Source organism: Nonomuraea sp. IBHARD001, from assembly GCF_056106265.1.
Genome location: NZ_JBWBBW010000002.1, coordinates 5,828,435 through 5,852,003 on the forward strand (window position 1 = coordinate 5,828,435; position 23,569 = coordinate 5,852,003).

The 23,569-nt window shown below is 72.0% G+C and carries 24 protein-coding genes; 15 read left to right on the plus strand and 9 right to left on the minus strand.

The window, feature by feature from the left end; genetic code table 11:
• The first annotated feature begins 1 nt into the window (after position 1).
• The 4 genes from ACTWNK_RS28715 (at position 2) to ACTWNK_RS28730 (ending at position 2,021) form a co-directional block, all read left to right on the plus strand.
• Entirely contained in the window at positions 2 to 844 is an 843-nt protein-coding gene (locus tag ACTWNK_RS28715; protein ID WP_474307660.1) for a helix-turn-helix domain-containing protein, read from the plus strand.
• Between the two features lie 186 nt (positions 845 to 1,030).
• On the plus strand, positions 1,031 to 1,225 hold the full coding sequence (locus ACTWNK_RS28720) for a hypothetical protein (protein WP_474307595.1): 195 nt from the start codon (positions 1,031 to 1,033) through the stop codon (positions 1,223 to 1,225).
• Positions 1,222 to 1,389, plus strand: a complete 168-nt coding sequence (locus ACTWNK_RS28725) for a hypothetical protein (RefSeq protein ID WP_474307596.1) — start codon at positions 1,222 to 1,224, stop codon at positions 1,387 to 1,389. Before ACTWNK_RS28720 ends, ACTWNK_RS28725 begins: the two co-directional genes overlap by 4 nt.
• Positions 1,386 to 2,021, plus strand: a complete 636-nt coding sequence (locus ACTWNK_RS28730; protein WP_474307661.1) for a hypothetical protein — start codon at positions 1,386 to 1,388, stop codon at positions 2,019 to 2,021. Before ACTWNK_RS28725 ends, ACTWNK_RS28730 begins: the two co-directional genes overlap by 4 nt.
• Here ACTWNK_RS28730 and ACTWNK_RS28735 read toward each other — a convergent pair.
• Entirely contained in the window at positions 1,969 to 3,021 is a 1,053-nt protein-coding gene (locus ACTWNK_RS28735) for an aldo/keto reductase (protein ID WP_474307662.1), read from the minus strand. The two genes, ACTWNK_RS28730 and ACTWNK_RS28735, sit on opposite strands and share 53 nt — an antisense overlap.
• A gap of 88 nt (positions 3,022 to 3,109) precedes the next feature.
• On the opposite strand from ACTWNK_RS28735, the gene nfi reads away from it, so the two are divergent.
• From nfi to ACTWNK_RS28755, 4 genes are all read left to right on the plus strand, one after another.
• Positions 3,110 to 3,757, plus strand: coding sequence for a deoxyribonuclease V (gene nfi, locus ACTWNK_RS28740; RefSeq protein WP_474307663.1), 648 nt, complete (start codon positions 3,110 to 3,112; stop codon positions 3,755 to 3,757).
• 47 nt (positions 3,758 to 3,804) lie between these two features.
• Entirely contained in the window at positions 3,805 to 5,052 is a 1,248-nt protein-coding gene (gene glsA, locus ACTWNK_RS28745; RefSeq protein ID WP_474307664.1) for a glutaminase A, read from the plus strand.
• Positions 5,053 to 5,136: 84 nt separating this feature from the next.
• The gene (locus ACTWNK_RS28750) at positions 5,137 to 6,225 is read left to right on the plus strand and encodes a hypothetical protein (RefSeq protein WP_474307665.1); all 1,089 of its coding nucleotides are present in this window, start codon (positions 5,137 to 5,139) and stop codon (positions 6,223 to 6,225) included.
• A complete protein-coding gene (locus tag ACTWNK_RS28755; RefSeq protein ID WP_474307666.1) occupies positions 6,215 to 6,922 on the plus strand; it encodes a hypothetical protein in 708 nt (235 codons plus the stop codon). Before ACTWNK_RS28750 ends, ACTWNK_RS28755 begins: the two co-directional genes overlap by 11 nt.
• Here ACTWNK_RS28755 and ACTWNK_RS28760 read toward each other — a convergent pair.
• Positions 6,861 to 7,562 (minus strand): Crp/Fnr family transcriptional regulator, encoded by a 702-nt coding sequence (locus ACTWNK_RS28760; protein WP_474307667.1) that lies wholly within the window; start codon positions 7,560 to 7,562, stop codon positions 6,861 to 6,863. The two genes, ACTWNK_RS28755 and ACTWNK_RS28760, sit on opposite strands and share 62 nt — an antisense overlap.
• An 86-nt stretch (positions 7,563 to 7,648) precedes the next feature.
• Between ACTWNK_RS28760 and ACTWNK_RS28765 the strand changes: the two genes are divergently transcribed.
• A complete protein-coding gene (locus ACTWNK_RS28765; protein WP_474307668.1) occupies positions 7,649 to 8,869 on the plus strand; it encodes an FAD-dependent oxidoreductase in 1,221 nt (406 codons plus the stop codon).
• A 120-nt stretch (positions 8,870 to 8,989) separates the two neighbouring features.
• Here ACTWNK_RS28765 and ACTWNK_RS28770 read toward each other — a convergent pair whose 3' ends face one another.
• The 3 genes from ACTWNK_RS28770 to ACTWNK_RS28780 all read right to left on the minus strand — a co-directional run bounded on the left by ACTWNK_RS28770 (position 8,990) and on the right by ACTWNK_RS28780 (position 11,358).
• Positions 8,990 to 10,099: a hypothetical protein gene (locus ACTWNK_RS28770; RefSeq protein ID WP_474307669.1), complete on the minus strand. Its 1,110-nt coding sequence runs from the start codon at positions 10,097 to 10,099 to the stop codon at positions 8,990 to 8,992.
• Between the two features lie 51 nt (positions 10,100 to 10,150).
• A complete protein-coding gene (locus ACTWNK_RS28775; RefSeq protein ID WP_474307670.1) occupies positions 10,151 to 10,660 on the minus strand; it encodes a SigE family RNA polymerase sigma factor in 510 nt (169 codons plus the stop codon).
• 113 nt (positions 10,661 to 10,773) lie between these two features.
• Positions 10,774 to 11,358 (minus strand): hypothetical protein, encoded by a 585-nt coding sequence (locus ACTWNK_RS28780; protein ID WP_474307671.1) that lies wholly within the window; start codon positions 11,356 to 11,358, stop codon positions 10,774 to 10,776.
• Positions 11,359 to 11,545: 187 nt separating this feature from the next.
• On the opposite strand from ACTWNK_RS28780, the gene ACTWNK_RS28785 reads away from it, so the two are divergent.
• On the plus strand, positions 11,546 to 12,961 hold the full coding sequence (locus tag ACTWNK_RS28785; RefSeq protein WP_474307673.1) for a WGR domain-containing protein: 1,416 nt from the start codon (positions 11,546 to 11,548) through the stop codon (positions 12,959 to 12,961).
• Positions 12,962 to 13,007: 46 nt separating this feature from the next.
• Positions 13,008 to 15,479, plus strand: a complete 2,472-nt coding sequence (gene uvrA / locus ACTWNK_RS28790) for an excinuclease ABC subunit UvrA (RefSeq protein ID WP_474307674.1) — start codon at positions 13,008 to 13,010, stop codon at positions 15,477 to 15,479.
• On the opposite strand, the gene ACTWNK_RS28795 is transcribed toward uvrA, so the two are convergent.
• Positions 15,476 to 15,868, minus strand: coding sequence for a winged helix-turn-helix transcriptional regulator (locus ACTWNK_RS28795; RefSeq protein WP_474307675.1), 393 nt, complete (start codon positions 15,866 to 15,868; stop codon positions 15,476 to 15,478). The two genes, uvrA and ACTWNK_RS28795, sit on opposite strands and share 4 nt — an antisense overlap.
• 109 nt (positions 15,869 to 15,977) lie before the next feature.
• Between ACTWNK_RS28795 and ACTWNK_RS28800 the strand changes: the two genes are divergently transcribed.
• Genes ACTWNK_RS28800 through ACTWNK_RS28810 form a run of 3 tightly spaced genes read left to right on the plus strand, consistent with a single transcriptional unit; the run spans position 15,978 to position 18,822 of the window.
• Complete coding sequence (locus ACTWNK_RS28800; RefSeq protein ID WP_474307676.1) at positions 15,978 to 16,832, plus strand: NmrA family NAD(P)-binding protein; 855 nt, start codon at positions 15,978 to 15,980, stop codon at positions 16,830 to 16,832.
• Between the two features lie 41 nt (positions 16,833 to 16,873).
• Positions 16,874 to 17,905 carry an MsnO8 family LLM class oxidoreductase gene (locus ACTWNK_RS28805; RefSeq protein ID WP_474307677.1) on the plus strand — a complete coding sequence of 344 codons (1,032 nt, stop codon included), beginning with the start codon at positions 16,874 to 16,876 and terminating at the stop codon, positions 17,903 to 17,905.
• Positions 17,899 to 18,822 (plus strand): LysR family transcriptional regulator, encoded by a 924-nt coding sequence (locus tag ACTWNK_RS28810; protein WP_474307678.1) that lies wholly within the window; start codon positions 17,899 to 17,901, stop codon positions 18,820 to 18,822. Before ACTWNK_RS28805 ends, ACTWNK_RS28810 begins: the two co-directional genes overlap by 7 nt.
• Here ACTWNK_RS28810 and ACTWNK_RS28815 read toward each other — a convergent pair.
• Both ACTWNK_RS28815 and ACTWNK_RS28820 read right to left on the minus strand, forming a co-directional pair.
• Positions 18,819 to 19,580, minus strand: coding sequence for a serine hydrolase (locus ACTWNK_RS28815; RefSeq protein ID WP_474307679.1), 762 nt, complete (start codon positions 19,578 to 19,580; stop codon positions 18,819 to 18,821). The two genes, ACTWNK_RS28810 and ACTWNK_RS28815, sit on opposite strands and share 4 nt — an antisense overlap.
• Complete coding sequence (locus ACTWNK_RS28820; RefSeq protein WP_474307680.1) at positions 19,577 to 21,160, minus strand: N-acyl-D-amino-acid deacylase family protein; 1,584 nt, start codon at positions 21,158 to 21,160, stop codon at positions 19,577 to 19,579. The genes ACTWNK_RS28815 and ACTWNK_RS28820 overlap by 4 nt, the downstream gene beginning before the upstream one ends.
• A gap of 179 nt (positions 21,161 to 21,339) precedes the next feature.
• Here ACTWNK_RS28820 and lysA point away from each other — a divergent pair, with 179 nt between their 5' ends.
• Complete coding sequence (gene lysA / locus ACTWNK_RS28825) at positions 21,340 to 22,605, plus strand: diaminopimelate decarboxylase (protein ID WP_474307681.1); 1,266 nt, start codon at positions 21,340 to 21,342, stop codon at positions 22,603 to 22,605.
• Here the strand turns inward: lysA and ACTWNK_RS28830 are convergent.
• Positions 22,584 to 23,564, minus strand: coding sequence for a WD40 repeat domain-containing protein (locus ACTWNK_RS28830; RefSeq protein WP_474307682.1), 981 nt, complete (start codon positions 23,562 to 23,564; stop codon positions 22,584 to 22,586). The genes lysA and ACTWNK_RS28830 overlap by 22 nt on opposite strands.
• Positions 23,565 to 23,569 lie beyond the last annotated feature (5 nt).

The window sequence follows — 23,569 nt, forward strand, 5'->3', positions numbered from 1 at the left end:
CGTGCCGCCACAGTCCGTCAAACAGGCGAGAGAAGCACTCGGAGCCCGCCTGCTGGAGATCAGAAAAGCCGCCCGCCTGTCTGGCCGCGCACTGGCCGGCCAGGCGGGCTGGCATTTCACGAAGATCTCAAAGATTGAGCACGGCACAATCATGCCGTCCGAGGACGACCTCTACCTCTGGTGCTTCCATTGCCATGCGCTCGCCGATCTGCCCGAGCTCAAGAGCATGCGCAGCAATACCGAGAAGATGTATGTCGAGCTTCGCCGACTGATGAAGGTCGGTTCTTCCGCCTACCAGCAGGAGCTGAAGGACAGAGAAGCCGAGAGTCGCACCATGCGGGTCTTCAGCTCATATCTGGTCCCCGGCGCTCTTCAAACACAGGCCTACGCGACGTTCAGATTTGCCGAGTTCTCAGACATGACCGGCATTGTTCCTGATGTGGCCGAAGCAGTGGCTGCAAGACTGGAGCGATCAGCGCTCCTGCTGACCGGCCGAACCCTCTTTCACTTCGTACTGTGTGAGACTGTTCTCATTTCCGCCATGGCTCCGCCGAACGTCATGCTGGACCAGCTTCGGCACCTGGCCGAGGCAGCGAAGCTTCCCCGCGTGCACTTGGGCATCATTCCGCTCGGCACCCCGCACTATCCACCGCTATGCGATTTCTGGATCATGGACGATCGCGCCGCGGAGACCGAGACGTACACAGCCTTCATCAGGGTTACCCAACCAGCCGAGGTAGCCATGTATGCGAAGGTCTTTGACAGCCTCTCGCGAGTGGCCCTCTACGGTTCACAGGCGCAGACGATCATCCAGCGGCAGATCGACAAGCTCGTGCAACATTGAGCAACACTTTGGACTTGGGTACCTGGCCCTGCCTACCGTCGAGGCATGCCCCCACGCAAAGCGAGACGCTGCCCCCAGCCTGAGAAGGTGTTCCTTGCAGGCCCGCTCACCGATGCCGAGTTGGACGAGCTCGGTCGTGAGCCAGTCCCTGTACCTCCTCCGTCATGGACATGCGAGGAGTACAGGGTGCAGATGCTTCGGCGGGGTGTGCGGGAGAGTGGCGATCCCGGCACGCTGGGGATCGACGGCTACCTCGCCCTTGCCGAATCCAACACCGTGCTGGAGAAGCGGCCCAACACCCTGTGGGACATAGGCGGTTCCACCCCCTCGCGGTCGCATCCTTCCCGCCACGCGCCGAGCAGACGGGCGTGCGCGGCATGAGCGCCCCAGCGGGACGGCCTGAGCCCGCCGCTGCCGACGAGGCTCTGACACAGCAGTCGGCCGATCCCCTGTACGAGAACGCACGGACGTTCTCGCTCGCCGACTTCGGGCCTGTGCTGGCCGCGTGCCTGGATCCGGAGTTCCGGCATCGGGGACCGGCGTGAGCGACTTCGAGATGCCCTATGTGGTCGGACACGAAGGCGAGGCGGTGTCCCAGCGCCTACGGATGGTCCGCCACCCTGAGGGCGGAGTACGGCTCTCGCACCGCGATCCCGCTGCCGAGGACTGGCGGCACGGGGTGTTGCGAGCTCGGATGCTCGACAACCGGGCAGGACGCCCGGACCTGAAAACCGTCAACGTGGTCCGCCAATGGCGGTGCATGGACCAGACGCTGTGCCAGGCATGCGCACGCCCCGCCCGCGACCCAGACAGCGGCCGGGTGTGGTGGCTGCTGTCACGCGAGGACGGCGGGGGCGCCTCGGGATTCACCAACGCCCCGCCCACCTGCCTGCCATGCATCCCCAAAGCCATCGCCCAGTGCCCCCACCTACGCCGCTCCGCAGCCGTCTACACCGTAGGCCGCTACTCCCCCTACGCGGTGATCGCCGACCTGTTCGAACCACGCGACCACAGGCCCCAACTGGTGAAACGCAACACCCGACTACGGCTCGACTCCTCCCACCTGCGCTACGCCTTGGCCAATCAACTCCTCGTGCGCCTGGACGACGTCGTACCGGCCCCCCTCAAGCCGCCGAGCGATCCTCGACAGCACGACGGCGCAGGTGAGAATCGGTGAGGGAAGGAGGGCGCCAGGCGCCGTCGGGGGTGTAGAGGTTGGTGCCGGGTGGGACGAGGGTGTCGATGTGGTCCAGGGTGGCGTCGTCCAGGGTGAGGGGGGCGGCCTTGATGAGGGTGTCGAGGTGGTCCATCGTGCGGGGGCCGGTGATGACGGAGGTCACGGCGGGGTGGGAGGCGGCGAAGGCGACGGCGAGGCCGGGCAGGGTGGTGCCGAGGTCGGCGGCTAGGTCGGCGAGGCGGGTGGCGACGGCGAGCTTGACGGCGTTCTCGGGTATGGCGGGGTCGAAGCGCCGGGGAGTGAGGGCGGCGCGGCCGCGGGAGAGGTCGACGGGGCTGCCCTCGCGGTACTTTCCGGACAGGTAACCGGAGGCCAGGGGGCTCCAGGTGAGCACGCCCATGCCGAGCCTGCGGCACACGGGCAGCACGTCCGCCTCGATGCCCCTGGCCAGCAGGGAGTACGGCGGCTGCTCGGTCCTGAAGCGCTGCAGGCCACGGCGTTCGGCGACATGGTGGGCCTCGACGATGTCGGCCGGAGGGAACGTCGAGCACCCGAACGCCCTGATCTTGCCCTCGCGTACGAGGTCGGTCAGGACGGAGAGCGTCTCCTCGATGTCGGTCGTCTCGTCGGGACGGTGGACCTGGTAGAGGTCGATCCAGTCGGTGCCGAGGCGGTGCAGGCTGGCCTCGACCGCCTGAAGGATCCAACGGCGTGAGTTGCCGCGCCGGTTCGGCCCGTCGCCCATCGGGAAGTGCACCTTGGTGGCCAGGACGACGTCCTCGCGCACGCGGTCCTTGAGCGCCTCGCCGACGATCGCCTCCGACTCCCCCGCCGAGTACATGTCGGCGGTGTCGATGAAGTTGATGCCGTTGTCGAGCGCGGTGTGGATGATGCGTACACATTCGTCGTGGTCGGGATTGCCCGCTGCGCCGAACATCATGGCGCCGAGGCAGTGCGTGCTGACCTCGATGCCGGTGCCGCCGAGTGTGCGGTAGCGCATTGTGCCGTCCCCCTGTTCAAGATCGTTCGGCTAGCACGATAGGGGCTGGAGTCCGCTCCAGGTCAAGCTCCGGGGTAGTGTTCGCCGCGTGTGGCCGAAGACGATCTCCGAAGCCGAGGCCGAGCAGGAACGGCTGCGCCCCCTGGTCCTGCTCGACGATCCCGCCGGACCCGAGCGCGAGGTCGAGTTCGTGGCCGGGCTCGACGTCGGGTACGCCGCCGACGGCGAGCGCGTCACCGGGGCGGTCGTGGTGCTGCGTTACGCGACGCTCGAGGTCGTGGACCAGGCGGTGGTGCGCGAGACGGCCGCCTTCCCGTACGTGCCCGGGTTGTTCGCCTTCAGGGAGTTGCCGCCGCTGCTCGGCGCGCTGGAGCGGCTGTCGGTCGCGCCCGACCTGCTGGTGTGCGACGGGTACGGCATCGCCCACCCGCGCGGGTTCGGCCTGGCCTGCCACCTGGGCGTACTGACCGGGCTGCCCACCATGGGCGTGGCGAAGACGGCGTTCGTCGGCGCGAACGCCGATCCGGCCCCGCAGCGCGGAGCATGGTCGCCGATCGTCCTGAACGGCGAGGTCGTGGGCAGGGCGCTGCGCACCCGCGACGGCGTCAAGCCGGTCTACGTCTCGCAGGGGCACCGCATCGGCCTGGACCGGGCCTGCGCCCACGTCCTGCGCCTGGCCCCCGACTTCCGCCTGCCCGAACCGATCCGCCGAGCCGATCGCCTGTCGCGTACCTGAGCCGATCGGTTTGACCGGCCCGCCGCGAGCCGATGTACAGGGTGAACATGACAGGCAATGTGGTCACCGAGGCGCTCGGCGACGTCTGCGCCAGGCTGGCCGGCCTCGGCGAAGGGCGCATCGCCGACTACATCCCGCAACTCGCACTCGCCGAGCCGGGCTCGTTCGGCCTGGCCCTGGCCAGCATGGACGGCCACCTCTACACCGCGGGCGACGCCGACGTGCCGTTCACGCTGCAGTCGGTGTCCAAGCCGTTCGTGTACGGCCTGGCGCTGACGGAGTTCGGCCTGGACGAGGTCAGCAGATGGGTCGGCACCGAGCCGAGCGGCGAGGCGTTCAACGCCATCAGCCTGGAGCCTGGCACCGGCCGCCCGGCCAACGCGATGATCAACGCGGGCGCCATCGCGGTGACCGCCCTGGTGCCGCCCGAGGAGCGTTTCGCCCGGATCCTGGCCCTGCTCAGCGCCTGTGCGGGCCGCGAACTCAGCGTCGACGAGGAGGTCTACGCCTCCGAGAGCGCCACCGGCGACCGCAACCGCGCCCTGGCCTATCTGATGCGCGGCTCGGGCTCGCTGCCCGGCGGGCGTACCGAGGTCGTCGAGACGTACTTCAGGCAGTGTGCCGTCCTGGCGACGGCCGCCGACCTCGCGGTGATGGCGGCGACCCTGGCCGCGGGCGGCGTGAACCCGGTCACCGGCGTGCGGGCGCTGCGCGAGGAGATCGCCGTGCAGGTGCTCGCGGTGATGGCGACGTGCGGGATGTACGACAGGGCGGGCGAGTGGCTGCTGCGGGTCGGCCTTCCGGCCAAGGGCGGCGTGTCGGGCGGGCTGATCGCGGCCAGTCCGGCGAGGTTCGGCGTGGCGGCCTACTCCCCTCTGGTCGACGGGGCGGGCAACTCGGTGCGCGGTACGGCGGCGCTGCGGGAGTTGTCGGGCAGGTTCGGGCTGCACATGATGCGCAATCCGGGCCAGGCGGCGCCGACCGTGCTGGAGGTCCGCACCGCCTCCGGCGACGGGCCCGCGCTGGTGGCGGCGCAGGGCGTGCTGGACTTCACCGCGGCCGAACGCGTCCTGCACGCGCTCGGCACGGCCTCGGCCGGACGCCCCGGGCCGCTCGTCGTCGACCTGGAGCGGGTGACACAGGTCGACGAGATCGCCGACGCCATGCTGAGCGCCACCCTGGCGCACCTGTCGGCGCTCGGGCATCGCGTCGCGCTGGTGGGGTCCGCCTGTCGGACGGCGGGGCGGGTACGGCGGTTCTCCGGCAGGGGTGAGGCGTTGCGGGCGGGTGGGTGAGGTGGTGTGGACCTGTTGGGTGCGGCCGCCCACCCTGGGACCTGGCACCGCTCCTCTTGCGACAGTCGCGGCAGGAAGTACGGCATGCGCCCACCGGCTCACGGTCAGCTGCACCTGAGTCTGCGGGCAGGCGCGGGCACGGCCGTGCAGATCGGTGAGCTCATCGTCACGATCGAGGACCAGCCGCACCGGGAACACACACCCGACCTGCCGCTCAGAAGGGCGCAGGGCTTCTCGGGCCGCACACGCGAGCTGGAGGCGATCACCGCCATCGCATGCGCCGACGGCGGCCCGCGCGGCATCGTACCGAGCGGCGCGCCGGACGTCGGCAAGACGGCGCTGGTCGCCGAGGCCGCGCACCGGCTGGCGGGCCGCTACCCGGGTGGCAGGCTGCTGGCCGAGATGCGCGGGCACGGCGGCGGCAGCCCGCTCACCTCGGGCGCGGTGCTGCCCGGCCTGCTCAGGGCGCTGGGGCTGGACGACTCCGACATCCCGCGTTCGGCGCGCGACAGGGTGGGGACCTACCGGTCGGTGACCGAGGGGCTGCGGCCCTTGGCCGAGCTCGACGTGATGGTCGCCGCCGACACGCCGTCCGGTGCGGTGATCTCCGGGCCCGCCGGGTCGGGCAAGACGGTTGGGGTGCCCGGACGCCCGGCGCCCGGACCGCTGCAGGAGCGTACGGCGGTGCTCCGGCGACTGCTCAACCGGCGACGCCTCCTGCTGGTCCTCGACGACGTGACCGAGGAACGCCAGGTACGCGACCTCCTGCCCGACCCCGGGACCTCGTTCGTCATCGTGACCAGCCGCGACGCACTCGGCGGCCTCGTCGTGGACGGCCTGCGACCGATCAGGCTGAACAACCCGGCAACCAACGTCCCGAGCGAAGGGGGGTCGGAGTTCCGGCCGGCCTCTCGTGGACCCGCATGGCAGGGCATCACGGTCACCGGCCCAGGTGACGACAACGCCCCGGGCGTCGTGATGCTCATGCTTCGGCCCGCTCTCGATCAAGCCCTCCGCACGGCCGATCACCCCCTGACCGCCAAGCTCGCCCTCCACCTGACCAAGGCATGCGTACGCGAAAAGGCCACCGCCCAAGCCCTGGCCCCGGCGGCCGAGCAGGCCCTGCGCACGCGTCTGGACGACCTGGCGAAGGAGCACCCCCATGACCCCTGACCGTACGGCGGGCCGCAGGCGGCTGTGTGTGGCCGTGGACATGGAGGGGTACAGCACGCGCGTGGACGCAGGTCAGGCCGTCGCGCAGCACCGGCTCGCCGCCCTGATCGGCGCGGTGCGCGGCGCCCTGGCCGGGGTCAACGGCGAGTTGCGCGCCGAGTCCCGCATGCGGCTGCGCCTGGCCGCGCACTACGGCGTCGGCTGGCACGGCGAGCAGGGCTTCGTCGGCCAGGCGGTCGTCCGGACGTGCCGGATGCTCGACGGCGAGCCGCTCAGGCGTGCGTTGCGCGCCTCCCCTGCGACCCAGCTGGCGGTCATCGTGTCCGACAGCCTGTACGAGGACGTGGTGCGCGGGCTGCTGCACGAGTTCCCGGCGCCGCCGTTCGAAAGGGTCAGGGTGGCGGCCGACGGCAAGGACTTCGCCGCCGACGGCTGGATCTGGGCCGTGCCTGCGCACACCGCCGCCGACCACCCCCAGGCCCCTGATCGCCTCGGTCAGGTGACGCCGATGCGGGTGGAGGTGCGCGACGGCGGCAGCGTGCACATGGTCGTACAGGTGGGCGAGGTCAGCGGCGGCCTGGTGATCAACCCGCCGGGGACGCCGGGGACGCCGGGGACGCCGGGCGAGGACGACGTCAGGAGGCCGGTTCCTCGTCTTCGTGCCGTCCCAGCGCCACCAGCCGGTCCTGATCCATGATGACGATGCGCCGGTAGCTGGTGGAGACGATGCCCTCGGCCCGCATCGCGGTCAGGCCGCGCTCGACGCTGGCGCGCTGGACGCCGACGAAATCGGCCAGTTCCTGCTGGGTCAGCGGCACCCGGATGCGCACGCCGCCGCCGTCGTCCGGCACGCCGTGGTCGCGGGCGAGCTGGATCAGGCCGCGTACCAGGGCGGTCTTGGCCCCGACGCCGTCGACCTCGATGTGGTGGCGTGCGCCCGCCCTGGTCTTGAGCGTCATGTAGGCCAGCGTGCGCCGATGCGCCATCGGATGGCTCTCCAGGAAGCCGGTGAAGGCCGATGCCGCGATCACCCTGGTCGTCATCCCGGTCAGCGCGAGCACCGACGCCGAGCGCGGCATGCCGAGTATCGCCGCGAACTCCCCCACCAGGTCGCCGGGCGCCCTGATCGCCAGCAGGACCTCGTGCCCGGCCGACGACATGCCCGACACCTTGGCGTAGCCCGACATGATCACGTAGATGTGCGTGCTGTCGGCGCCCTCCAGGATGAGCCGTTCGCCCCGGTGGAAGCGCCTGGCCCGGCCCAGCGCGCACAGCGCGTCGCTGTCGGCGGGATCCAGCGTCTGCAGCAGCCCGCTCCAGCGCTCGTCCTCCGGCATCGGCGCAACTCCTTCAGGTGAGGGAATCGACGGGCCAACGAATCGTCACCGTGAGCGCAACGGCATCGAGTCGAGGGGAGAGGCCGATGGCGCACCGGCCGGTCGTCGCAGTGCTGGGTGCGGGGATCAGAGGAGCTCTGGTGTCTGCGTTGCTGACCGCGTCGGACCAGGTGGAGGTCGTGCTGGTAGAACGGGCGACCCCGGGCGCCGGAGCGACCTCCACCAACCACGGGCGCCTGCACAGCGGGACCTGGAACTACCGCTACAACGTCGACCCGCTCTCGGTCGCCAAGACGGTGGCGGCCAACACGCTGATGCGCCGTGTGTTCGACCTGCCCGCCTCCTCGCCGCCGGGCCACTATCTGGTCGAGCGCGCCTCGCACGTGCGCCCGTTCGAGGAGTACTGCGCCGCGCACGGCATCACGATCCGCCGCACGGAGGCCCCGGGCTACGCCGCGTGCTTCGAGGTGCCCGAGTACCCGTTCAACCCGGCGGCCGTCGCGCTGGCCGCCACCCGCCTGTGCGCCAAGGGCGAGGCGTTCGCCTACGTGCCGCAGGCGGCCGAGGCCCTGGACCGGCGCAAGGGCGGCGGCCTGCGCGTGCGCCTGTCCGGCGGGCCGCACCTCGACGCCGACCTGGTGATCAACGCCATGGGCGCGTGGGCGGGCACGCTGCGCTCGCCGATCGACCTGATCGGCGTCGACCTGGTGTGGAAACGCTGGCGGCTGCTCGCCATGGACAACAGCCGCGTCCCCGAGTACGGCAGGCCCTCGCGCGTCACGACGGTGGAGGAGGCCGACCGCTCGCTGTGCGCCGTGCCGCATCGCGACTGGACGGTCTTCGGCTGCGACGTGCCCGCCGAGTGGCTGCCGACGGCCGAGAACACGCCCGCCGGGCAGCGCTGGCGGCCCTTCGACCCCGGGCATCCCGTCGACGCCGAGCTGCTGGCCGCCCATCTGCCGCACTTCGGCTGTCTGGGCGACAGGCAGGCGTTGTGGACGTTCTCCGGTGTGCACGCCGATCTGCGGGCCCAGGACGAGCTGCTCACCTCGGCGACGGGCCGCGCGCCCTACCCCGAGGCGCTGACGCGCAGCAGTGCCTCCTGTCCCGGGTACTGGCTGCTGTTCGGCGGCAGTGCGACGACCGCGATCCTGGACGCCTCCAGCGCGGCCACGACCCTGCTGGCCAGTGTGAGCGACGTCCCCGCGGGCGATCTGGTCGAGCGGATCGCCCCTGGGCTCAGGAGTCTGACGGTCGACGAGGGAATGGTCTGGCACACGTCCTCCATGCCGTCCATCCGGGGATAGCTGACCTCGCCCCTCCCATCGAAGTGATCGGCGGGCCCGGGCACAACCCCCTCGGGCATGCGTACTGGGGCGCCGCCCCCGCTGCGGTGAGGGCGGCGCCCCTGCCTTGCGGCGTCCTCGTCAGTGCCGAGCCTGGCCGGGCAGCACGACCAGGGCGCCTTCCGGCACGTCGAACGCGACGCGTGTGCCCGTGGGCGAGCGCACGTCGACGGCCGGACCCGCCAGGACGGCGAAACCGTCGCCGACGGGGGTCAGGGGGCCCTCTCCGGGGTTGAGCGGCAGGCGGGTGAGCCGCCTGCCGGTGTCGTCGAACACGACGACGGTGGTGAGGTCGGGCGCGACGGCGTAGAGGCGTTCGCCGCGCGCGTGCACGCTGGGGCCGCCGTCGGCCGTGACCAGCGGGGTGGAGCCGCCGTCCAGGACGAGGGTCCGCCCCGTCGCGCCGATCCTGAGCTCCACCCGTGTGGCCCGCCTGCCGTACGCGGCCAGCGGGAAGAGCAGGGGTTTGCCGTCGGCGGTGAGGCCGATCGGTTCGTAGTCGCTCGGCGCGTCCACCGTGACGACGCTTTCCTCCTCCGGGCCGACCTCGACGTAGGAGCGCACGACGCCGCTCGCGTGCAGGCCGAGCAGCAGGGTACGGCCGTCGGCCGACCAGGCCCACGGGCTGTAGAGCAGGGAGGCGTCCGCGCCCTGCGGCCTGTCGACGCGCTGGGCGCCGCCGCCGAGCAGGTCGCGCAGCTCGTAGCCGGTCTCGGTCTGCAGGCCGAGCCAGCGGCCGTCGGGCGAGAGCGTCAGGTTGCCCGGCGGGGGCGCGGTCCTGGCGCCGATCACGTAGTGCCGTCCGTCGCCGCCCAGCAGGTAGGTGGGGCAGGCGTGCGCGCACGGGCTGTAGACCAGGGCGCCCGCCGTGCCGATGGGGCCCTGGGGCAGGGGCGGCGCGTCCGGCGGTGGCGTGACGGTGACCTTGGGCGGCGGTCCCGGCGCGAATCCACCGCCGGTGACGTGGGCGCCCCCGGCCGGGTCGTGTCCGGCGCTCGCCGTCCAGGGCGAGTACTGCAGGCCCGCGGCGGTGGCGAGGGCCAGGACGACGACGGCGGCGCCGATCGAGGCCTGCCCGGCCCTGCGCCTTCGGGCGCCCGTCACGGCGCGTACCGGGTCGGCGTAGTCGCGTGCCTCGTTCTCCAGCTCCCGGTAGGCGGCGCGCAGCGCCTCAGCTTCCGTGCTCTCCATGGACCCGCCCTCCTCCTGATCTGTACGGCGATCGCCGCTTTCGCCCCCGGGTCACGAGCGGGCGTCCTCGGGGGTCCCGAGCAGGGCCGGCGCGTGTTTGCGCAGTCTGGCCAGCGCGTCGTGCGCGTGCCGTTTGACGGTGCCGATCGTGCAGTCGAGCCGCTCGGCGACCTGCGCCTCGGAGAGGTCCTCGTAGAAGCGCAGGTAGAGCACGGCACGCTGGCGCGGGGTGAGGACGGCGAGCGCGCTCGCGAGCATCACCTTCCTGTCGCTGTCGCCCGATCCGTCGGCCACCGTCGGCTCCGGCACCTCGGCCGCGGCGAAGAAGGCGAGCCTGCGTGGCCGCCGCCAGGTGCGGAGCTGGTTGAGCATGACCGTGCGCACGTAGGCCTCGGGGTTGCCGCCCGCCGAGACCCTGCGCCAGCGGGCAGCCGTCTTGACCAGTGCCTCCTGCAGCAGGTCGGCGGCCGTGTGGTGGTCGCCGGTGAGCAGGAAGGCGGTTCGCGACAGCGCAGGACCTCGGGTCACCACGAACTCGTGGAACCCTGCGGGATCTGTCACGGACGCCCCTCCGCCTCGCCGATGCTCTTATCCGCTTAACCGATCGAGGGCGGGGAAAGGTTGAGGGCTTGGCGGGATTTATCCGGAGATCGTGTGATCGGGCAACCGGCCCGTCAGACGCCCGCGCCGACCCTCAGCACCTCACGCCGCTCCTCCCCCGACCAGAGCCTGACCGACAGCCAGGCGATTCCGGCCGCCGCGAGCACCAGCCCGCCGAGGTAGACCGGCAGCGGCACGAGCGAGCGCAGCGAGCCAGGCGTCATGCCCGCGACGAAGAGCACGACCGCGGCCACCGGCAGCGCCCGCGAGCGCGCGGCGGCGAAGCCGAAGACGAACACACCGGCCAGCAGCACCGCCGACGTCACCAGGAACGCCCGTCCCGTGCCGCCCGCCACCAGCGCGACCACCGTCGCGGGCGGCAGGTAGGGGAAGACGAAGTGCAGCGTGTACTCCACGGCGAAGGCCCCGGCCAGCCCGGCGGCGGCCAGCACGTAACCGGTCAGGCCGACGCGCCCGGCCACCCCTCTGATGAGCAGGTAGAGCCCGGTCACCGCGAACAGCCCGCCGAGCGCGGCGAAGGGCGCGACGGCGTGGGTGAGCGCGGTCTCGGGCAGCAGGCCGCCCCGCCGCGCGACGTTGACGAGCAGCAGTGACGCGCAGCCGAACCCGGCCACGGCAGTGAAACGGATCAAGGACATGAAAGGCCTCCACGAGGAGATCGGACGGGATGTGAACGCCATCCTGATCGCCGCCGGATGCCGTGTGGAGGGCTGCGGCGGGGACGTAAGAACCTCGCAAGACCTAGCGATGTGCGAAATATGTCGTGGATCTCCTCTAGTCTCCCGACCAGTCGATCAACCCCGACACATGCGAACGGATGCTGACATGACCTACCTTGAGCTGTCTGAGGACGACGGCGGATCGCACAAGTTCTACGACGTGGCGGTGTCGGGAACCCAAGTGACGATCACCTACGGCCGCATCGGGGAGTCCGGCCAGGTCAAGGTCACCTCCTTCCCCACCCTGGAGAAGGCCCAGGCCGCCGCCGCCAAGAAGATCGGCGAGAAGGTCCGCAAGGGCTACGCCCCCGCCGTCCGAGGCGTACGGCAGCGCCGTACCGTGACGCGCAGGGCGATCAGCAGCACGCGCTCGACCGCGCAGCAGGCGCCGGTGTTGTGGCGTTTCGCCAGTGGGGCATCGGCGTTCGGCATCTTCGTCGACGGCGAGCGGTGCTGGGTGGGCAACCAGAACGGCGATGTGTACACCGTCAGCCACACCGGCTCGGTGACCGGGCGCTTCCGGCTGCCCGACGGCGTCAAGTGCATCGTCGCCGACGACTTCTGGATCTACGCGGGCTGCGACGACGGCAAGGTGTACGACCTGAGCGGCAAGGTGCCGAGGGCGGCCTACGAGATCGCGGCCGATGTCGACATCTACTGGCTCGACGTGCACGACGGTGTGCTCGGCGTCTCCGACCGGGCCGGGCGGATCACCACGATCGACTACGAGGACGAGTTCCAGTGGGCCCGTACCGGCCAGGGCGAGGCCGGGTGGATGGTGCGCTGCGACGAGGACGCCGTCTACCACGGCCACTCCAAGGGCGTGGCGCGCTACGCCGCCTCCGACGGGGCCCCGCAGTGGCACTCGCGGGTCGAGGGGCAGGTGCTGTTCGGCTGGCAGGAGGCCTCATCGGTGTACGCGGGCACCTCGGCCTCGACCGTGCACAGGCTGGCCAAGGCCGACGGCGCCACCGAGGGCGTCTACCGGTGCGACGCCTCCGTCTTCTCCTGCGCCACCGCGCCGGGCGGACGCTACGTGTTCGCCGGGGACAGCCACTCCTCCATCTACTGCTTCGACGCCTCGGGCGAGCGGCTGTGGAAGCTCGGCACCGGGTGCGGCTCGGCGTTCTCCATGCAGTTCCTCGACGACAAGCTCTACATCGTCACCACCGACGGCACGCTGGCCTGTGTGGACGCCAGTGAGGCGGCCATCGCGGCGGCCAGGTCGGGCACCGTGCCCGAGCCCGTCGACGTCAAGGCCGCCGCCTCTCTCGCGGTCGTCGAGCCCTCGATCGTGCTGGAGACCGTCACGCACGCCGACGGCGACGGCGTGATCGTCGAGTGCGTCATGGAGGGCGAGCGGCTCAGGGTCCGCGTCGTCACGCCCGGCTACGAGGGCTGGAACGTGCAGTTCCCCAAGGAGATCAGGCAGGCGGGCGCGCGCTACCTGGTCGACGGCGTGCGCTCCTCCGGCCGGGGCGGCTTCTACCGTACCTTCGGCGAGATCAGGCGCATGGTTTAGCGAAATGGTCCAGGACGGCCCGCGACCTGGGCATACGCTCGACCTCATGATCGAGGATGCGGCCGCCGACCCGATGGTCAGGGTGCGGGACGCGCGTGAGCACAATCTCCGGCACGTCGACCTCGACGCCCCGCGCGACCGGCTGGTCGTCTTCACCGGGGTGTCGGGGTCGGGCAAGTCGTCGCTGGCGTTCGGCACGATCTACGCCGAGGCGCAGCGCCGCTACCTGGAGTCGGTCGCGCCCTATGCCAGGCGGCTGATCGAGCAGGTCGGCGCGCCCTCGGTCGGCGACATCACCGGCCTGCCGCCCGCCGTGGCGCTGCGGCAGGCCAGGGGCGGCGGCAACGCGCGTTCCTCGGTCGGGACGGTGACGCGGCTGTCGAACGTGCTGCGCATGCTCCTCTCGCGTGCCGGTGACTATCCGCCGGGCGCGCCCCGCCTGGACTCCGACGCCTTCTCCCCCAACACCACGGTCGGGGCCTGCCCGCACTGCCACGGTCTCGGGCGGGTGCACACGGTCAGCGAGCGGAGCCTGGTCCCCGATCCGGGCCTGAGCATCAGGCAGGGCGCGGTGGCCGCCTGGCCCGGCGCCTGGCAGGGCAAGAACTACCGCGACATCCTGGCCGAGCTCGGCGTCGACGTCGACATCCCGTGGGAGCGGCTACCGGCCGAGCGGCGCGAGTGGATCCTGATGACCGACGAGCAGCCGGTCGTCACCGTGCACCCGGTGCGCGAGGCCGGGCGCATCCAGCGCGACTACCAGGGCACCTTCTCCAGTGCGCGCAGGTACGTTCTGCACACGTTCGCCACCACCAAGAGCGCGGCGCTGCGGGCCAGGGCGGCCCGTTTCCTCGAGTCGGAACCCTGTCCGGTCTGCCACGGCCGCAGGCTCAAGCCGGACGCGCTGGCCGTGCGTTTCGCCGGGCGGGACGTGACCGAGCTCGCGGCGCTGCCGCTGACCGGCCTGGCCCGGGTGCTGGGCGAGCACGTCGCGGCGACGGGTGCGCCGCCGTACGACGAGGCCAGGCGGGCGGCGGCGGCGCTGGCGGGCAACCTGGTGGAGCGGATCGCGACGATGGCCGAACTCGGGCTCGGGTACCTGAGCGCCGACCGGTCGACCTCGACCCTGTCATCGGGCGAGCTGCAGCGGCTGCGGCTGGCCACGCAGCTGCGTTCGGGCCTGTTCGGCGTGCTCTACGTGCTGGACGAGCCGTCGGCCGGGCTGCATCCGGCCGACACCGAGGCGCTGATGACGGCCCTGCGACGGCTGCGCGAGGCGGGCAACTCGATCTTCGTCGTCGAGCACGACCTCGATGTGATGCGGCAGGCCGACTGGATCGTGGACGTGGGGCCGGGTCCGGGCGAGCGCGGCGGGCGCGTGCTCTACAGCGGCGAGGTGGCGGGCCTGGCCGGGGTCGCCGAGTCGGTCACGCGGACGTACCTGTTCGGCGGGCGCGCCCCGCACCGCGACCCGGCGCGCACGCCTTCGGGCTGGCTCGACCTGCACGGCGTCACCTGCCACAACCTGCACGCCCTGGACGTACGGCTGCCGCTCGGCGTGCTGACCGCGGTGACCGGCGTTTCGGGATCGGGCAAGACCACCCTGGTCGGGCACGTGCTCACCGGCGTCGTGGCCGCCCATCTCGGCCAGGAGCGCGAGCAGGAGGACGGCGACGACGGCGAGGGACGCCGCGTGCCGGAGGGTGTGCTCACCGGCGTCAAGGGCCTGGAGGCGATCAAGCGGCTGGTGGTGGTCGACCAGCGGCCGATCGGGCGTACACCGCGTTCGAACCTGGCCACCTACACCGGCCTGTTCGACGCGGTGCGCCGCCTGTTCGCGGCGACGCCGGAGGCCCGGCGCAGGGGCTACGACGCCGGGCGTTTCTCCTTCAACGTCGCGGGCGGGCGTTGCGAGGAGTGCCAGGGCGAGGGCGTGATCTCGATCGAGATGCTGTTCCTGCCCGAGGCGAGCGCGCCGTGCCCGGTGTGCCACGGGGCCAGGTACAACGCCGAGACGCTCCAGATCGAGGTCGACGGCCGCTCGATCGCCGACGTGCTCGACCTGACGGTGGAACGGGCGCGCGAGGTGCTGGCCGCCGTGCCGCAGGCGGCGCGCAGCCTGCGGGTGTTGGAGGAGGTCGGCCTCGGCTACCTGCGTCTCGGGCAGCCCGCGACGACGCTGTCGGGCGGCGAGGCGCAGCGGGTCAAGCTGGCGGCCGAGCTGCAGCGGGTACGCAGGGGGCACACGCTCCACGTCCTGGACGAGCCGACGACCGGGCTGCATCCGGCCGACGCCGATCTGCTGCTGGCCCAGTTGCGCGGCCTGGTCGCGGGCGGTGACACGGTGGTGCTGGTCGAGCACGACATGGACGTGGTGGCCTCGGCCGACTGGGTGATCGACCTGGGACCCGGCGGCGGCGACGCGGGCGGGCGCATCGTGGCCGAAGGCACGCCGCGCGAGGTGGCACGCGGCGACGGCGCCACCGCCCGCCACCTGCGCCGCAGGCTCGACGCCTAGGCTTGCTGGCTCTCCTTGGCGGCGTCGTGCCGCTCGCGTGCGGCCATCACCTCGGGCATCTGCGCCTCGGTCCACTCGATGAGCCGCATCAGCCTGACGGCGGCCTCACGGCCGATCTCGGTCAGGGAGTACTCCACCTTGGGCGGAATGCTGGGCTGGGCCTGCCGGTCGACCAGGCCGTCGCGTTCGAGCGCCTGCAGCGTCTGGGCCAGCATCTTCTCGCTGACCCCGTCGACCCGGCGGCGCAGGGCGTTGAACCGGTAGGTGCCGTCGAGCAGGGCGGCGAGCGCCAGGATGCCCCAGCGGCCTGTCATGTGCTCCAGCGTCTCGCGTGAGGGGCAGGCGCGCATGAACACATCGAACAGGATCTCGTTGTGCTCGTCTTCCATAGCGCCATGGTATCCAACGCTGCACTATCGAAAGGTTTGCACTGTCGAAAAGTTAGTACTAACCTCTGGCCTGTTAGTTTCATGCGCATCGTGAGAGGGATCAGCCGAGATGATCGTCGTCACCGCCGCCACCGGGCACCTGGGCCGCCTCGTCGTCGAGGAGCTGCTCGGCAGCGTGCCCGCCGACCAGGTCGCCGTCGTCGTCCGCGACACCGCCAGGGCATCGGACCTGGCCGCCCGAGGGGTCACGGTGCACCGGGGCGACTACGACGCCCCGCAGAGCTTCGCCGACGTCTTCGCCGAGGGCGACAGGGTGCTGCTCATCTCCGGCAACGAGTTCGGCAAGCGCGCGGCCCAGCACGCCGGGATCGCCGACGCGGCGGCATCGGCCCGGGTCGCCCTGCTGGCCTACACCAGCATCCTGCACGCCGACACCTCGCCCATCGGCCTGGCCGTCGAGCACAAGGCGTCCGAGGAGCACATCAGGACGACCGGCGTGCCCTTCAGCCTCCTGCGCAACGGCTGGTACACCGAGAACTACGTGTCGTCGGCGCGCACCGGCCTGGAGTACGGCACCATCTTCGGCGCGGCAGGCGAGGGCCGGGTGGCCAGCGCCTCGCGCGCCGACTACGCCGCCGCTGCCGCCGCCGTCCTGACCGGCGAAGGCCACGACGACACCGTCTACGAGCTGTCGGGCGACGTGGCCTGGAGCCTGCCCGAGCTGGCCGCGGCCGTCGCCGAGATCGGCGGCAAGAACGTCGCCTACCAGGACCTGCCGCACCAGGGCTACCTCGACGTCCTGCTCGGCGCCGGCCTGCCCGCCGAGTACGCCGCCGCGCTGGCCGACGCCGACGTGCGCATCTCCGAAGGCTGGCTCGCCTCGACGCCCGGCGACCTGGCCAAGCTGATCGGCCGTCCGACCACTCCGCTGGCCACCGGCCTGGCCGCCGCGCTGCGCGGCTGAGCCTCGCGGAATCTCCCCGGCCCTCAGGCGTTGCACCTGAGGTGAGCCCATCCCTGCACGACACCAGGCTGTCCGTACTCGACCGGTCGCTCGTGCGGCGGGGGCGCTCGCCCGCGCAGTCGCTGCGCGACACCGTGGCCTTCGCCGCGCAGGCCGAGGCGCTCGGCTACCACCGTTTCTGGGTCGCCGAGCACCACGGCGTGCCGGGTGTCGCCGGGTCGGCGCCGACCGTGCTGGCCGCGGCCGTCGCCGCCGCGACCTCCCGCATCAGGGTCGGCACCGGCGGGGTCATGCTGCCCAACCACCGGCCGCTGGTGGTCGCCGAGCAGTTCGGCGTGCTGGAGTCGCTGCACCCCGGCCGCATCGACATGGGTCTCGGCCGCTCGGTCGGCTTCACCGGCCGGGTACGGCGGGCGCTCGGCGCCGACCTGCGTGCCGCCGACGGGTTCGCCGACCAGATACGCGAGCTGCTCGGCTACTTCACCCAGGAGGGCGAAGGCACCTCGGTCAGGGCGATGCCCGCACAGGGCCTTCGGGTGCCGCCGTTCGTCCTGGCGATCGGCTCGGGCGCCGAGGTGGCCGCCGAGCTCGGCCTGCCGCTCGTCATCGCCCGCACCCGCGACGAGGACCGGATGCTGCGCGCGATCGACGGCTACCGCGACGCCTTCACGCCCTCGGCGTGGTCGCCGCTCCCCTACGTGGTCGTGGCCGTCTCCGTCGCGGTGGCGGCGAGCACGCGGCAGGCGCGCGACCTGCTCGTGCCCGAGGCGTGGGCCACCGCCTACTCGCGTACCCACGGCGTCTTCCCCGCCCTGCTGCCCGCCACCGAGGCGCTCGCACTCGACCACTCCCGGCGCGAGCGCGAGCACCTGGAGCAGGCGCTGTCCGGCCAGATCCACGGCACCGACGAGGAGGTCGCCGCCGCACTCGACGACCTGCTGCGGCGCAGCGAGGCCGACGAGGTGCTCATCACCATGAACACCTTCGACCTCGGCGAGCGGCTCGACTCCTACGGCAGGCTGGCCCGCCTGGCCGCAGCCGGTGAAGGGCGCTCTACGCTGGTCGGATGCTGAGCAGCAACCGTCTGCGCGTCCTGCTGGAGGTCTTCCGCACCGGGAGCATCGCCGGTGCGGCGCGCGCGCTGAAACTGTCGCCGTCGGCGGTCTCGCACCAGCTGTCCAAGCTGGAGGAGGAGGCCGGGGTCGGCCTGGTCGAGCGCAACGCGCAGAGCCTGCGCCTGACCGAGTCGGGCAGGCGCCTCGCGCTGCGCGCGCAGGAGGTCGTCGACATCATCGAGGCGGCCGAGAAGGACCTGCTGGCCCAGGCCAGGGTCGACGCGGGCGAGCTGCGCATCGGCTTCTTCGCCTCGGCGGGCTACCGGCTGCTCCCGCTGGCCCTGTCGCGTTTCGCCTCGCGCTATCCGCAGGTCTCGCTCGACCTCGTCGAAGGCCAGCCGCACGAGCTGCTGCCCGATCTGGAGCGCGGCGCGCTGGACGTCCTGGTGGTCTTCGAGCACGCGCTCGACCCGTGGAGCTGTCCGGAGGGCGTGGAGATCCTGCCGCTGTTCGACGAGCCGCAACTGCTGGTCGTGCCGTCGGGGCACCCGGCGGGCATGCGGCCCAAGGTGCGTCTGTCCGACCTGGCGGACGAGCCCTGGATCACCACCTTCGGCACCGAGCACCCGGTGTCGATCCTGGAGCGCGCCGCCGCCATGGAGGGCTTCCAGCCGAAGATCCGCTGCCGCAGCGACCACTACGAGGTGACGGTCGGCCTGGTACGCGCCGGGCTCGGCGTCGCGCTCGTGCCCAGCCTCGGCCTGCACGGCGTGGCGGGCATCCGCACGTGCAGGCTGGCCACACCGCAGCTGTTCCGCAGGATCGGCGTCGCGGTGCGCCCGACCAATCCGAACCCGGCCCTGCGCTCCTTCCTCGCCTACATGCGCACGGCCTCGGCCCAGCTGCGCAACTCGCTGGACCCGGCGCTGCGCTAGAGGAGCCCGCCGATCACCGCGCCCGCCCGGCGCACCGCGTCGGCCAGGCCCTCCTCCGAGCCGGGTGGGCCGTTGGCGACGACCGCGTAGGCGAGCACGCCGTCCATGACGCCGACGTCGGCCCTGACGCCCTCGTCCGTGCCGGTCTTGTTGGCCAGCCAGCCGGACTCCGGGTCATGCCTGACCAGGGCGGGGACGAGCGTGTGGTCGGTGCAGGCGCGCATCCAGCCAGCCATGATCGGCTGCCAGCCGCCCTCGCCCGCGACCATCGCGGCCAGCCTGGCCAGCTCGCCCGCCGTACCGAGTGCGAAGGTCGGCGGGTGCTGTGGGCCCCTCGGCTCCCTGATCCGGTCCAGCAACCTGGTCCTGGGCAGGCCGAGCGCCGCCGCGGCGGCGTTGACCCGGTCGAGGCCGACCCGGCGCAGCAGCGCGTTGGTGGCGGTGTTGTCGCTGACCGCGGCGGTGAGCAGCGCCAGGTCGCCGAGCGACCAGACGCGCCCCGACAACGACGGCAGCAGGCCCGAGCCTTCGCTGTAGTCGTCGTCGAGCAACTCCCAGGGCTCGCTCAGGTCGAGGATGCCGCCTTCGGCGCTCATCGCCACCTCGGCCAGCAGCAGCAGCTTGCCCACACTGGCCAGCGCCAGCTCCCGCTCCTGGCCGACCCCGAGCGCGGGGCCGCCGCGCAGGTCGCGTACGGCGACGCCCAGCGTGCCCGGGCACGTCCCGGCGATCGCCTCAAGGGCGGCTGCGGCGTTCACAGTGTGATGATCCTTCCGGGACGGTCCTCGGTCAGCTCGCCGCCCCGCACCGCGACGCGTCCCGAGACGACGACGGCGGCGATGCCCTGTGGCGGGAGCAACGGCTCAGCATAGGTGGCGCCGTCGGCGATCGTCGCCGGGTCTAACACGACGAGGTCGGCGTGTGCGCCGTCGCGTACCACGCCGCGGTCGCGCAACCCGAACCGTTCGGCTGCCATGCCCGTCATCCGGTGCACGGCCGTCTCCAGCGACAGCAGGCCGAACTCGCGCACATAGCGGCCGAGCACACGGGGGAAGGTGCCGGCGAGCCTCGGATGGGGATGGCCAGGCTTGGGCACGCCGTCGGAGCCGATCATCGTGAACCCGGCCGCGAGCACCCGGCGCACGTCGTCCTCGCGCATCGAATGGCTGATGATCGTGACCTCGCCGCGTTCGCTGAGCAGCAGGTCGGCCACCACGTCCATCGGGTCGCCCGATCCGGCGAGCTCCTGGATCGTGCGGCCTTCGGCCTCCGGGTTGCGGGTGGCGCAGGCCACCGAGATGCGGTCCCAGCCGCCGTTGCCCACGGTGTTCTCCCAGCCGGGCACGCCTTCGGCGATGGCCTCGGCCATGCGCCCGCGCTCGGCGGTCGAGGTCAGGCGCTCCAGCAGGGCGTCGGCGCCGCCGTCGTTGGCCCACGGCGGCAACATCGCGGCCAGCGACGTGCTCGCCTCGGTGTAGGGGTAGACGTCGCAGGTCAGGTCCATGCCGGAGGCCCGGAGTCCGGTCATACGGGCGAGGGTGCGTTCGGTGCGGCCCCACGCGTGCCTGCCCGCCGTCTTGTGGTGCGACACGTGCAGGGCGGCGCCGCTCCGTCCGGCGATCTCGACCGCCTCCTCCAGCGCCTGCTCGACATTGGCCATCTCGTCGCGCAGATGCGTGACGTACGGCCTGCCGTACCGTGCGGCGACCTTGGCCAGGGCGACGACCTCGTCGGTGCCGCCGTAGGTGCCTGGGGTGTAGATGAGGCCGGTGGACAGGCCCGCGGCTCCGGCTTCGAGCGCCTCGGCGAGCAGGCCGCACATGCGGTCGAGCTCGTCCGGCCGTGCGGCCCTGTCGTCGTAGCCGACCACTCCCGCGCGCAGCGTGCCATGGCCGACCAGCGAGGTGAGGTGGTTGGAGCGGGGGACGGCCCGGTGCGCCTCGGCGAAGCCGTCGAAGCCCGCGAAGACGGGCACGTCGCCGCCGAACCCGGCCCGGCTGGAGCGCCGCAGCCCGGCCAGCCGTTCGGGCAGGGCGGGAAACAGGCTGGAGCCGCAGTTGCCGCAGATCTCCACGGTCACGCCCATCAGCACGGGCGCGGCGGCCAGTGCGGCCGCGACCGGGCCGAGCAGCGACACGGCGTCGGAGTGGGTGTGCACGTCGACGAAGCCGGGCGCGACGACGAGGCCGGTGGCGTCGAGCACCTCGGCGGCCTCGGGCCTCGCCTCCGGCGGGAGCAGGACCAGCCGCCCGCCGCGCACGCCGACGTCGGCGCGGCGTCGTGGCGCGCCGGTGCCGTCGGCGACCAGCCCGCCGCTGAGGAGCAGGTCGAGGCTCAAAGGGGGTGCTCCATCCTGTGCTGAAGTGGGGAGGGCACTACGCGGACCACCCCCGGGCAAGGGACATCGTGTCCGCAGCACCGGCGGAGCCCAACAATCATGAAGGCTTGTGAGCCTGAGCATCGAAACCATCGGCGCTCACCCGGCCAGGGCGACGACGCTGCCTAGGCTGTCGCGTCATGACCATGGTGAACGTGTGGCCGCGTACGGCGGCCTGGCAGGACGGCGAGCTCAGCGTCGGCGGCGTCGGCGTCGCCGAACTCGCGCGCACGCACAGCACGCCGCTGTACGTGCTGGACGAGCACGACTTCAGGTCACGCTGCCAGGACTGGCTGCAGGCCATGGGCGACGGCGACGTGCACTACGGCGGCAAGGCGTTCCTGTGCCCGGAGGTCGTGCGCTGGCTGGACCAGGCGGGCCTGTCGCTCGACGTGTGCACCGGGGGCGAACTGGCCGTCGCCAGGGCCGGTGGCATGCCGCCCGGCCGTGTGGTCTTCCACGGCAACAACAAGTCGCCCGCCGAGCTGCGCCAGGCCGTCGCCTGGGGCGTGGGGTGCGTGGTCGTCGACTCCTTCGAGGAGATCGCCAGGCTGCGGGAGATCACGGCCGGGCTCGGCGTGCGCCAGCCGGTGATGGTCAGGGTGACGCCAGGCGTCGACGCGCGTACCCACGCCTCGATCGCGACCGGCGGCGACGACGCCAAGTTCGGCTTCTCGCTGAACGCCGGGCTGGCCGCGCGTGCGGTGGAGGAGGTGCTGGCCTGCCCCTCCCTCGAACTCGTCGGGCTGCACTCCCACATCGGCTCGCAGCTGCTCGAACTGACCGGCTTCGCCACCGCCGCCGCGCGCATGGCCGCCTTCGCCACCGAACTCGAACTCGCGCACGGCATCACGATCGGCAAGCTCGACCTCGGCGGCGGCCTCGGCGTCAGCTATCTGGCCGACCAGCTCCCGCCGACGCCCGCCGAGCTGGTCACCACGCTGCAGAAGGAGACGGGCGGGTTCAGGCTGGCCGTCGAGCCCGGCCGTTCGATCGCGGCGCCCTCGACGGTCGCCCTGTACGAGGTCGGCACCGTCAAGGGCGTCTTCGTCAGCGTCGACGGCGGCATGAGCGACAACCCACGCCCCGCCATGTACGGCGCGCCGTACACCGCCGCCCTGGCGGGCCGCTCCTCGGCGGCGCCCCTGCGCCCCTTCACCGTCGTCGGCAAGCACTGCGAGAGCGGCGACGTCCTGGTCCGCGACGTCCCCCTGCCCGGCGACGTACGGCCCGGCGACCTGATCGCGATCGCCGCCTCCGGCGCCTACCAGCGCGCGATGGCGAGCAACTACAACCACGTCGCCAGGCCTGCCGTCGTCGCGGCCCGCGACGGCGCGAGCCGGGTGATCGTACGGCGCGAGACCGAGGAGGACCTGCTGCGCCTCTACCCGCCGCAGGAGGCGTAGGTGTAGGTGTCGGCCAGGACCGTGTAGGAGTCGCGTACCTTCGTCACGCCGGTGGCGACGTCGAGCTGGATGACGGTGACCTTGGTCGGGCCGCTGTCGGGATAGGTGTCCAGGTGCAGGGTGAGCTGCGTGTCGCCGGTCCAGTCCGCCTTCTGCACGCTCGCCCCCTTGGGCGCCTTGACCGGCAGGCTCGCGGTGATCTGGTCGCCTTCGAGGTCGTACAGGACGACCTTGAGCCTGGGTGAGCTCACCACGACGGCCAGCGTGGCGCCGTCGGCGTGCAGGGCGTAGGGGGAGTTGCGGCCGACGAGCTGGGGCGGGACGGCGCTGACGACCGCCTCGCCCGAGACCTTGTGCACGTTCAGGCCGGTGACGCCCTCGTCGTCGTAGGTGCTGGTCAGCACCTCGCCCGCGTCGCCGCTCAGACCGACGAAGGACTCCTTCTTCCCGACGGTGCCGAGCAGGGCGCCCGAACCGGTGTCGAACAGCCGCGTCCAGCCGCGATCGCCGTTGGAGAACACCGCCAGCACACCGCCGTCGTCGGAGAGCTGGAAGGTCAGGTCGTAGTCGTTGGTCCCGGCGGGCAGCGTGCTCTTGGGCAGCAGCTTGACCGAGCCGCCGAGCGTGCGGACGGCGACCCTGCCGTCCTTGCGGAGGTAGACGACCTTCTGTCCGTTGCCGCTCACCGCGATCGGCGTGACGCCTCCCGATTCGCGGCCGTCGGCGCCACGGGGCAGCCTTCTGGCGTCGGTGAGCTTGATCTGCTTGCCGCTGTGCAGGACCAGGCGCCACGGGCCGCACGGCTCGGTGCCGCCGTACTTGTCCGGGCAGCCCGCCATCGAGGCGTAGCGGATGTCGTCCTTGCCGTGGTGGTGCGGATCGGCGTGCGCCGCCGTACCGGTGGCCGTGGCCAGGAGGGCGGCCAGGGCGGCCGAGAGCGCGATCGATGTCCTGTTCATGTCCT